Below are 10,952 nucleotides of genomic sequence, written 5' to 3'. Positions count from 1 at the left end.
GCATCATGAGCCGGCGGCGGCCGGCCGCGCAACCAGGGCGGCGCGGGGCGCGCCGCGGTCACAGCCCCGCGTCAGAGCAGGTCGTCCAGGTCGTCCATGGCCTGCGACAGGTCCTCGCTCATCTCCTTCAGCTTCTCGCGGTCTTTCTCCAGGAGCACCGCCTGCGCCGCGCGGGCCTTGTCCCCGAGCTTCCGCGAGGCGAGCACGTTCTCGAGCAGGTACCGCCGCTCGGTCGCGCCGAGCGCCGCGAACGCGCGCCGCAGGACCGGGAGCGTGTCCTTGAAGCGCTCGGGAAGGATGCCCCCGAGGAATGCGTCGAGCGCCTCGACCACGGGGCGGCTCTTCACGAGCACGAGCGCGTTCACCTCGAGGAAGCCGGCCAGGAACGACGCCGCCGCCTCGGGCGGGGCCGCGCTCCCGAGCCGCAGGCCGACGATCCGCGCCACCGCGTCATCGTGGTTCGGGGATCCGCCTTCGCGGTCCCCTCGGTCATCGATGACCTGCGCCAGGTAGAGCAGCCCGCACGCGAGGCCCGACGCCGTGGGGTTCACCGCGTCGCTGTCCACGAGCGCCCGCGCCGCCTCGAACCACGCGGCGCGGTCGACGATCGGCTGCGACAGGGCCACGTCGTGCAGCGTGCGCAGCGCCTCCTTGGCCGGGGCGACCGCCTCGTCGCTGCCCGTGCAGCCGCCGTGGACGCGCAGGACAGCGCGCGCGAACGTCTTCTCCAGCATCGTCGCGATCACCCCGTCGCCGAGCGACGACAGCGAGCGCGACGACCCGAACGACGCGAGCCCCGCGAAGGCGCGGCACGCCCGGGCGAGCGACGGCAGATCGCTGTCGCCCGCGGCGAACCTGTCGCACGCGTCGAGCGCCGAGGCCGCCGCGCGGGCGCTCGACGCGAGCACGGCGTTCAGCAGCACGTCGGCGGCCTCGCCGGTCGTGTGGCACGCCGCGAGGTCCTCCTCGAGCAGCCGCGTCGCCACCTGCTCCAGCGTGTCGCCGAGGACGATCTTCTCGACGAGCGCCACGTCGGTCGCCGGCGTCCACTGCGCCTCCCACGTCTCGCTCAGCTGCCGGAGCAGCTCGTCCGGCGGCACCTCACTCGCCGTGGTCGACGAGGGCCCGCGCCGCTGCCCGCGAGCGCCCGCGCCGCCCCGCCCGGCCGCCCGGGTGCCGGCGTACGCCGCGTAAGGGATCTTCGCGATGCGGAGCCGGTGCAGGAGCACGCTCGTCCCGACCTCGACCTCGTTCGTGAGCGACAGCCGGAACGACTCGGGCGCGTCGGTGGCGGGGAGCCTGCGCTCGCGCACCTCGCGCCAGAACTCCTCCTGGAGCGAGTTCTTCCCGATGCCGCCCCCGACGCGGCCCACGTTGCGCCCGATGACGGCCGGCCAGAGGAAGCCGTCGACGTGCGTGGCGTCGCCGCGGCACATCGTGGCGATCGTCGCCTCGCGCACCTCGTCGAGGCCGGGCTCCGCCTTGCCGCGGAGCTCGGCGAGCGAGACCGCGAGGCGGAAGGCCTCGATGGTGTCGGCGAGCGAGGCCATGAAGCCGCGGAGGCGGAGGTGCTCGGTGAAGTCGATCAGCACCTCGAGGGTGGCGCGCCGGAAGTCGCCGCCCGCGTCGTGCGCGCGCTGGTAATACTGCGGCGCCCGGTTGCCCGCGCCGTACCCGAGCTGCTCGGAGAGCCGCGGAAAGCTGAACGGGATGAGCGTCACGGCGCACGGGATCGGCGCCGGCAGCCGCGCCTCCAGCGCCGGATCGACGTCGCGCGCCGCGAACGCCGCCGCGTGCGCTGCGCCGAGCACGGCCGCGACCTCGTTCGGGGCGAGGTCCGGCCCCATGCGCTCGAGGATGCTCCGCGCCATGTAGGCGTCGCGCGCCCGGTGGATCAGCCGGTCCCCGTCGCTGCGCACGAGGTCCGCGTACGCGAGCAGGGCCTCGCGGAACGGCCCGGGATCGTAGCGGGGCGCCTCGAACGAGGCCTCCCAGAACTCCTCGAACGAGCGGAAGCCCCGGGCGCGCGCGCACGCCGCATAGATGCTCTCCTGCTCCCCCTCCGCGCTGGCGGGCTCGCCGTCGCCGCCGTCCCTTGCGCCGCCGTCGTCCGCGTGCTCGCCGTGCTCGCCGGGCTCGCCGTGTTCACCGTGCTCGCCTCGGTCCTCGTCGATCTCGCGCTCGTGGCCGCCCGGATCGTCGGCGTCGTCGTGGCCGACCAGGGCGCCGTCGAAGGGGGCGAGCGTCGTGCCGACGGGGATGTCGATGAGCTCGACGCGCACGCCGTGCTCGAAGGCCCATTTCACCGCGACGTACTCGGGCGAGTAGGCGGCGAACGGCCACAGGGACGACGCGGGCTCCCCGTCGGTGCGGTAGCCGAGGATCGCCACGGGCGGGACGGTCTTCGGGTCGACGAGCGCCTCGAGGAGCGGGGTGGCGTCGCTCGGGCCCTCGACGAAGATCGCCTTCGGGCGCACCTCGTCGAGGTAGGCGCGCAGCGTCGCGCTGGAGCGCGGCGAGTGGTGGCGCACCGGGAAGAGGTGCACGGCGGCGAGCCGGTCGAGGTCCATCGGGTCCCTTCAGATCGCGAGGCGCTTCTTGGCGGAGGCGTAGAACTCCTTCCAGAGCCCTGCGCGCCCCTTGGCCACGGTCTCGCAATACTCGCGGACGGCCTTGAGGTCGTCGCCGCCCTCCTTGCTCACGGCGCCGAGCAGCGAGCGGGAGAGGTCGTCGGCGGTCACCTTCCCGGTGCCGAAGTGCTGCGCGAGGATGCCGCTGTTGAAGAGCACGCTGATGGCCTCCGCGGTCGACAGGACGGAGCCCGGGGTCTTCACCTTGGTCTTGCCGTCCTTGGTGACACCGGCGCGGAGCTCCTGGAAGAGCGTGACGAGCAGCTTGGCGAGCTCGGCGGGCGGCTCGACGCCGACCTGGTAGTCGCCGCGGAGCTCGGCCTCGCGCTTCTGCACGATGCGGATCTCCTGCTCGAGGTCGTCGACGACGGGGACGGTGATGAAGTTGAAGCGGCGCTTGAGCGCGGCGCTCATCTCGTTGACGCCGCGGTCGCGGGTGTTGGCGGTGGCGATGAGGTTGAAGCCGCGCTGCGCGGGGACCACCTGGTCGAGCTCGGGGACGGCGATCTGCTTCTCGGACAGGATGGAGATGAGCGCGTCCTGGATCTCCGACGAGGTGCGGGTGATCTCCTCGAAGCGCGCGAAGCGCCCGTCGCGCATGGCGCGGAGGATGGGCGAGGGCACGAGCGCCTTCTGCGAGGGCCCTTCGGCGAGGAGCAGGGCGTAGTTCCAGCCGTATTTGACGTGCTCCTCGCTGGTGCCCGCGGTGCCCTGGACGACGAGGGCGCTCGTGCCGCTGATGGCGGCGGAGAGGTGCTCGGAGAGCCAGCTCTTGGCGGTGCCCGGCTCGCCGACGAGCATGAGGGCGCGGTCGGAGGCGAGGGTCGCGAGCGCGACCTGCACGAGGGCGCGATCGCCGATGTACTTGGGGGTGATCGCGACGCCGCCGACGGGTTTGTCGCTGCCGAGGATGTAGGTCTCGACGGCCCTCGGCGAGAGGCGCCACCCGGGCGGCCTGGGCGCCGTGTCGTTGGCGGCGAGTGCCGCGAGCTCGTGTTCGTATTTGGTCTCGGCGGGCTGGCGGAGGTCGCTCATAGGGCCGGGAGAGGCTACCGCAGAACGGGGCGGGGCGTCGCCGGGGGGACGTCAGGGGTCGATCGGCTGCGCGGTCGGCGCGGGCGCGGGCGGCGGCGCGCCCGGCGGCGGGGCGGCGGGCTCTGCCTCGCCGCTCGCGGCGCCTGTTCCAGGAGCTCGTCGAACCGGAGCAGCGGGAGCGCCTCGCGGAGGCGGGCCTCGTGGGGTCTCAGCGCGTCGACGCCGCGGGTCGCGTTGAGCCGGACGATCAGCGCATCGCCGGTCCAGGGGTCGAGATCGTCCTCCGGGGTTTGCGCCACGATGGATCGGAAGTGGTGAAACGCGACCTCGGCGTCCTCGGTCAGGAAGGGTTGCCTGACGCTGGTTCCGGGCTTCTTCGCCTGAGTCTCCGGCTTCTGGTTGGGTTGTCTTCGAGTCGAGGGCATTCTGGCAACATCGCACGTGGTATTGGCGAGGCGCCAGCGCGCGCTGGGTCGGTTTCTTGCCCGAGGCGCGGCAGGCGCCTCGGGCGGCGGGAGATCGGCGGGAGGGCCGGAGATGAAGACACGATGTTTCTGCGTCGGCTGGCTGTCGACTGTCGAGGCCGATCGGGGAGGGGATGGGGTCTCCGCCGCCGGGTGAGGAGGCAACGGGCAGCACGATGGAGACTCTCGGCGGTGGGTGGAGCGGCGGTCGCAAAGACGCCTGGAACCTGCGGCGCGGGGCGGGGAGGCAACGGCGGGGAAGCCGGGAGCTCTCAGGGGCTGAGTGAGGAGGCGACCGCCGGGAGGTCGCGTGCCCTCGGGGGCTGGGTGGAGAGGCGACGGCTGGGAGGGCGGGGACTCTGGTCTCGACTTGGGCACTTATGCATCATCAAGGTCCCCACTTCGTGTTCCGAATGGGTGGATTGAGGGGGCCGCTGCCCGCGTTTTCGACCTTGTCGTCGATCCTCCGGGCGATGAAGTGGGCACCGTCCACGAAGACGACGATCGAGCGCTTCTGCGCGCTGCTGCACGAGAGATCGGTCGAGCGGCGGACGGCGACGGCGTTCGCGAGCCAGCGTGTGGCGCAGGTCCTGCCACGATGTCCTCGACAGGGTGGCGCCGGCGTGGGGCGTAGCGCGCGCTGGGGGTTCGCGGAGGAGGACGGATGATGTTCCGGCGCCTCGTCCGCTCAAAGCGATGGCGATGCACGCCGGTCGTGGCAGCATGCTTCGCATTACCCGTTGTGGGGGTCCTGTGGGCACCAATCCCGTCTGGTCCGATCACGGGGCGTCGTCCCGTTACGCCATCATTGAGGTCCTCTGCGAGGGTTCTGACACCCTTCTTTACCGGGGTGTACGCGAGGGCGACGGCCTTCCCGTGGTGCTCAAGGTCCTCCGGCGCGATCACGCGAGCCCCCGTGCCCGCGAGCGGCTGCGTCACGAGTACGAGGTCGCCCGGGCGCTAGAGACCACGGCCATCGTCAAGCCCTATGCGCTCGAGATGCTCGGCGATCAGCCGGCGCTGGTCCTGGAGGATTTCGGCGGTGTGTCGCTCGATCGGCTCCTGGAAGGGCCGATGCCGCTCGAGCGCTTCTTCCCCCTCGCCGTCCGCCTGGTGGAGGCGCTCGCCGAGGTGCACCTCCATGGCGTCGTCCACAAGGACATCAAGCCGCAGAACGTGCTCCTCAACCCCACCACCGGCGAGGTGAAGATCACCGACCTGGGGATTGCGTCCCAGATACCCCGCGAGCTCCAGCACCTCGAGCACGTCGGGCTCATCGAGGGGACCCTGGCGTACATGGCCCCGGAGCAGACGGGCCGGATGAACCGCTGGATCGACGAGCGGACCGATCTCTACTCCCTCGGCGTCGTCTTCTACGAGATGCTGACGGGCACCCTGCCGTTCCGGGCCAGCGATCCCGTCGAGTGGGTCCATTGCCACATCGCGCAGACGCCGGTCGCCCCGCACGCGCTCGTCCCGTCGATTCCCCCGCTCCTGTCGGAGGTCGTCCTCAAACTGCTCTCCAAGGCCGCCGAGGAGCGTTACCAGAGCGCGGCCGGCCTGCGGCACGATCTGGACGAGTGCTTCGCCCGGTGGCGGACGAGCGGCGCCATTCCGCCCTTCGCGCTCGGGGAGCGCGACGTCTCCGACCGGTTCCAGGTGCCGCAGCGGCTGTACGGGCGCGAGCGCGAAGTGGCGGCGTTGCTCGCCGTGTTCGAGCGGGTGGTGGCGCAAGGCCGGCCAGAGCTCGTGCTCGTGTCGGGGTACTCGGGCATCGGGAAATCGTCGCTCGTCGCCGAGCTGCACCGGCCGATCGTGAGGGAGCGGGGGTTCTTCCTCTCCGGCAAGTTCGATCAAACCGCGAGGGACGTCCCCTACCGCGCTTTCCTTCAGGCGTTCCGGACGCTGGTGCAGGAGATCCTCTGCGCGAGCGAGGAGCAGGTCGAGCGCTGGAGACAGCGTTTCCGGGAGGCCCTCGGCCCCAATGGGAGGCTGCTCGCCGACGTGCTCCCCGAGATCGAGCTGCTCCTCGGCCCGCAGCCGCCCGTGCCCGAGCTGCCGCCCGCCGAGGCCCAGGGCCGGCTGCTCGCGACGCTCCAGCGCTTCGTCGCGGCGACTGCCCAGAAGGAGCACCCGCTGGCGCTCTTCCTCGACGATCTGCAGTGGGCCGACGCGGGAAGCCTCCAGTTGCTCGAGCAGCTCGCCACCTACGCCGGGTCCGAGCATCTCTTGCTGATCGGCGCGTACCGCGACAACGAGGTTGGCCCCGCGCACCCGCTGCGGCTCACGCTGGCCGAGGCGCGGAAGCGCGGCGCCGCCGTCTCCGAGCTCGTCCTCGCGCCGCTCTCGGCCGCCCACGTCGGGGCGCTCGTCGCCGAGACGGTCCACGCGCCGCACACGCCCGCGGAGCAGGTCGAGCCGCTCTCGCAGCTGGTCTACGAGAAGACCGGCGGAAACCCGTTCTTCGTGCTGCAGTTCCTGATCGCGCTGCACCAGGAGGGGCTCATCGCCTTCGACGCGGAGGAGGCCAGGTGGCGGTGGGACATCGCCGCGATCCGCGACAAGGGGTTCACCGACAACGTCGGCGAGCTGATGGCGGGCAAGCTCAAGCGGCTCTCGGTCCCGGCGCGGGACGCGCTCAAGCTCGCTGCGTGCCTCGGCAGCAGCCTGGACCTCGACACCCTCGCGGTGGTCGCGGGCCGTCCGGCGGCGGAGCTCCGCGACGCGCTCGAGGAGGCCGTGCGGGAGGGGCTGCTCCTCCGCCAGAGCGGCGCCTATCGATTCCTCCATGACCGGGTACAGCAAGCCGCTTACTCGCTCATCCCGGCGGGACAGCTCGCCGAGATGCACCTCGGGATCGGGCGGCTGCTCCTCAGGGCGCAGCGCGCGGACGAGCGCGACGAGGCGCTCTTCGACGTCGTCGGCCACCTCAACCGCGGCGCCGCGCTCCTGCGTTCCCGGGCGGAGCGGGACGAGGTCGCGGCGCTGAACCTGCGCGCCGGCAGGAAGGCCAAGGCCGCCGCGGCCTTCCAGACCGCCGCCGCGCTCTTCGCCGCGGGCCTCGCCCTGCTCGCGTCGGACTCTTGGGAGGCGCGGCGCGAGCTGACCTACGCCCTGACCTTCGAGCGCGCGCACGTCGCGTACATCACCGGCGGCTTCGACGAGGCCGAGCGGCTCCTGGAAGAGCTCATGGAGCGCGCGAGGACCCGGCGCGAGACGTCCGCCGTCGTCGAGCTCGCCGTCGCCTTCTACCTGACCCGCGGGCAAGGCAAGCGCGCGGTGGAGATCGGGCTCGCGTGGCTCCGCGCCTGCGACATCGATCTGCCGCTGCATCCCTCAGGCGCACAGATTGACGAGGAGACCGAGAGGGTCTGGCAGGCCCTGGGCGATCGGGCCATCGAGGACCTGATCCATCTGCCCCCCATGACGGACCCGGAGATCAAGCTCACGATGGGCGTGCTGCAGGCCATGGACGCTCCTGCGTTCTTCGTGGACCCGGACCTGCTCTATCTCATCGTCCTGCGCATGGTCCAGCTCAGCCTGCGCCACGGCAACGCCGAGCCCTCCGCGCTCGCGTACGCCGCCTTCGCGAGGCTGATCGGCCCGAGGTTCGGGCGCTACAAGGAGGGGTATCTGTTCGGCAAGCTCGGCTGCGACCTGGCGGACAGGAGCGGGCTCCTCACCACGAAATCGGCGGTGTTCAGCTACCTCGGACAGACCGTCGTCTTCTGGACACGCCACTACAGAGAGGCGTCTTGGTACACGCGCGCCGGCTTCAGCGCCGGCGTCGAGTCCGGGGATCTGAACAGAGCATGCTTCAACTGCATGTGGGACGCGCTGTTCCCGCTGCTCTCTGGCGAGCCGCTGGAGGACGTGCTTCACGAGGTCGAAGAGCGCCTCGGCTTCATGCGCAGCGCCGGTTACGCGTTCGCGCACGGTGTCCTCCTCGGCGGCCACGCCATGATCCAGACGCTGCGCGGGAGGCCGGTCCGCTTCTCGATGCTGGATGGATCCGAGCTGGATCCGCCGGCCTTCGAGGCGCAGCTGGAGGAGGGGGATCTGCAGCGCGTTCACGCTTTCTATTACGGCTTGAAGGCCCAGGCGCTCTTCGTGCTCGGCTCTCCCCGAGACGCGTTCGCGGCGGCGACCCGCGCGATCACCGAGCACTCCTTTAAGAGCGAGCCGCACGCCCTCAGCGCCGAGAACCTCTATTATCTCGCGCTCGCGCTCGCGGCCCTCTGCGACGAGGCGCACGAGGCGGGGCCCTCCCCGCAGCGGGAGCTCCCCGAGCGGCTGCTCGAGTGCGAGCGGCAGCTCGGCGAGTGGGCCAGGAGCGGCCCCGACAACTTCCTGCACAAGCACACCCTGGTCCGCGCCGAGATCGCCCGGCTCCGTGGGCAGGACCTGGAGGCCATCGGGCTTTACGAGCAGGCCATCGCGGCGGCGCGCGAGGGCGGCTTCGTCCAGCACGAGGCCATCGCCTGCGAGCTCGCCGCGGCGTTCTACCGCGCGCGCGGCCTCTCCACGTCCGAAGGCGCCCACCTGCAGAAGGCACGCGCCGGCTACTTCACGTGGGGCGCCCACGCCAAGGTGGAGCAGCTCGACCAGCGCTATTCCCACCTCGCCCCGCGCAAGCCGATGGCCCCCACCGTCACCTTCGCCGTACGGGCCGAGCAGTTCGACGTCCTGCCGGTGGTCAAGGCCTCGCAGAGCATCTCCGGCGAGCTCAAGCTCCCGCGGCTGCTCGAGATGCTGCTTCGCGTCGTGGTCGAGCACGCGGGCGCCGAGGAGGGATGCGTCGTGCTGGTCCGGGAAGATCGCCTGTGGGCCGCGGCGATCGAGACGCCAGGGGGCGCGGTGCGGCTGCTCGATGCGGGCGAGGCGCAGTCGGCCGCGCTGCCGCAGTCCGTCCTCAACTACGTTCGCCGGAGCCACGAGCGCGTGCTGCTCGACGACGCCGCCGCCCGGCACCCCTTCCTGGAGGACGAGTATTTCCGGCGCAAGCGCCCGAAATCGGTGCTGTGCCTTCCGATCCTGCGCGAGGCCCGGCTCATCGGCCTGCTCTACCTGGAGAACAACCTCGTCACCGGCGCCTTCACCCCCGGCCGGCTCAGCGTCATCGAGCTGCTCGCCTCGCAGTCGGCCATCTCGCTGGAGAACGCCCTGCTCTATGCCGAGGTGGAGCAGGAGAACGCCGAGCGGCGGCGCGCGGAACAGGCGCTCAAGGCCAACCAGGAGATGCTCCAGGCCGTCGTCGACAACTCGGCGGCGGCCATCTACGTCAAGGATCGCGACGGCCGACATCTGCTCGCCAACCGGCACGTGGGCGACCTCCTGGGCGTGCCGAGCGAGAAGATCCTCGGAAGGACTGTCGCCGCTTTCTTCCCTGCTCCGATGGCCGAGGCCATCCAAGACCACGACCGGAAGGTGATCGAGGCGGGCGCGCCGATGGAGTGGGAGGAGACGGTGCCGCTGGAGGACGGGCCGCACACGTTCCTGTCGGTCAAATTCCCGCTCGGCGAGGGGCCAGCGCCCCGCGCGCTCGGCGGCATCTCCACCGACATCACCGAGCGCAAGCGGACCGAGCAGGCCGTGCGCTTCCTGGCCGAGGCGAGCTGCAAGCTGGTGACGCTGGGTTACGGCGCGACGTTCGAGAGCGTGGCGCAACTCCCGGTGCCGGAGCTCTCGGACCAGTGCGTCATCGAGGTGCTCTGCGAGGGCAGGACGCCGGGCTGGACGGTCGCGGCAGGGGTGCCCAGCGAGCAGCTCGACGCGCTGAAGGACGCGCTGCGCGTTCTGGCGGAGGCGTCGCCGGCCGGCTCCGAGGGCGAAGATGGCCGCGTCACGCCGCTGCTCCAGCAGGTGGGTTCGCTCGACCCGCGGGTCAGGCATCCCTGGGAGCAGCTCGGCGTTCATGCGTTCCTGCGGGTTCCGCTGGCCGCGCGCGACCGGTACCTCGGCGTCATGACCCTGCTGGCGACCGCGCCCGAGCGCCGTTATGGCCCCGCCGAGCTGCGGCTGGCCGAGGAGCTGGGGTGCCGCGCGGCGCTCGTGCTCGACAACGCCCGACTGTATACCGAGGCCCAGGAGGCGATCCAGCGGCGGGACGAGTTCCTCGTCGTCGCGTCTCACGAGCTCAAGACCCCGCTGACGTCGCTGCAGATGCAGGTGCAGGCGGTCGAGCGCCTGCTGCGCCGCCGCTCGCTCGCGGAGCTCCCCGCGGAGCGGATCGAGGCGATGCTCCAGATCCTCGGCCGCCAGACGTCGCGGCTCGGGCGCCTGGTCGACGAGCTGCTCGACGTCACGCGGCTGAACGCCGGGCAGCTGGCGCTCGCGCGCGCGGAGGTCGATCTGGCGGCGCTGGCGCGCGAGGTCGTCGAGCGGATGCGGCCGCAGCTCGCGGCGTCCCACTGCCGGACGCAGCTCGAGCTGGACGAGCCCGTGGTCGGGCAGTGGGATCCGGATCGCCTGGAGCAGGTCGTCATCAACCTGCTGTCGAACGCGATGAAGTACGGCGCAGGCAGACCTATTCTCGTCGGCTTGCGGCGGCAGGCCGATCGCGCGCTGCTGGTCGTCCGGGATCAGGGAATCGGGATCGCGGAGGCCGATCAGGGCAGGATCTTCGAGCGCTTCGAGCGCGCGGTGTCGGTGCGCAACTTCGGCGGCCTCGGGCTCGGGCTCTACATCGCACGCTCGATCGTGGCGTCGCACGGCGGCTCCATCCGGGTGGAGAGCAAGCCGGGCGCGGGCGCGATGTTCGTGGTGGAGCTCCCGCTGAACCCGCCGGAGGCGGGGGAGCGCGGCGCCGCGCCGGCCTAGCCCT

4 protein-coding genes are annotated in these 10,952 nt (G+C 71.6%); 1 reads left to right on the top strand and 3 read right to left on the bottom strand.

Annotation, left to right across the window (positions count from 1 at the left end):
• Nucleotides 1-71: 71 nt before the first annotated feature.
• The 3 genes from WMF39_RS42380 to WMF39_RS42370 are packed head-to-tail and all read right to left on the bottom strand — an operon-like array spanning nucleotide 72 to nucleotide 4,090.
• The gene (locus WMF39_RS42380; protein ID WP_437742129.1) at nucleotides 72-2,570 is read right to left on the bottom strand and encodes a DUF5682 family protein; all 2,499 of its coding nucleotides are present in this window, start codon (nucleotides 2,568-2,570) and stop codon (nucleotides 72-74) included.
• A 9-nt stretch (nucleotides 2,571-2,579) separates the two neighbouring features.
• The gene (locus WMF39_RS42375) at nucleotides 2,580-3,665 is read right to left on the bottom strand and encodes an ATP-binding protein (protein ID WP_437742128.1); all 1,086 of its coding nucleotides are present in this window, start codon (nucleotides 3,663-3,665) and stop codon (nucleotides 2,580-2,582) included.
• A gap of 14 nt (nucleotides 3,666-3,679) precedes the next feature.
• The gene (locus WMF39_RS42370; protein ID WP_437742127.1) at nucleotides 3,680-4,090 is read right to left on the bottom strand and encodes a hypothetical protein; all 411 of its coding nucleotides are present in this window, start codon (nucleotides 4,088-4,090) and stop codon (nucleotides 3,680-3,682) included.
• Nucleotides 4,091-4,882: 792 nt separating this feature from the next.
• Here WMF39_RS42370 and WMF39_RS42365 point away from each other — a divergent pair.
• The gene (locus WMF39_RS42365; protein WP_437742126.1) at nucleotides 4,883-10,948 is read left to right on the top strand and encodes an AAA family ATPase; all 6,066 of its coding nucleotides are present in this window, start codon (nucleotides 4,883-4,885) and stop codon (nucleotides 10,946-10,948) included.
• The last annotated feature ends 4 nt before the right edge of the window (nucleotides 10,949-10,952 follow it).

The organism is Sorangium sp. So ce1504 (assembly GCF_051521635.1).
Lineage (GTDB): Bacteria > Myxococcota_A > Polyangia > Polyangiales > Polyangiaceae > Sorangium > Sorangium cellulosum_B.
Note: the sequence above shows the minus strand (reverse complement) of the source record. Positions and strands in the feature narration are given on the sequence as shown.

Excerpts from the sequence above, each read along its gene's own strand:
- WMF39_RS42380 (WP_437742129.1), bottom strand. The coding sequence starts at position 2,570 with ATGGACCTCGACCGGCTCGCCGCCGTGCACCTCTTCCCGGTGCGCCAC.
- WMF39_RS42375 (WP_437742128.1), bottom strand. The coding sequence starts at position 3,665 with ATGAGCGACCTCCGCCAGCCCGCCGAGACCAAATACGAACACGAGCTC.
- WMF39_RS42370 (WP_437742127.1), bottom strand. The coding sequence starts at position 4,090 with ATGCCCTCGACTCGAAGACAACCCAACCAGAAGCCGGAGACTCAGGCG.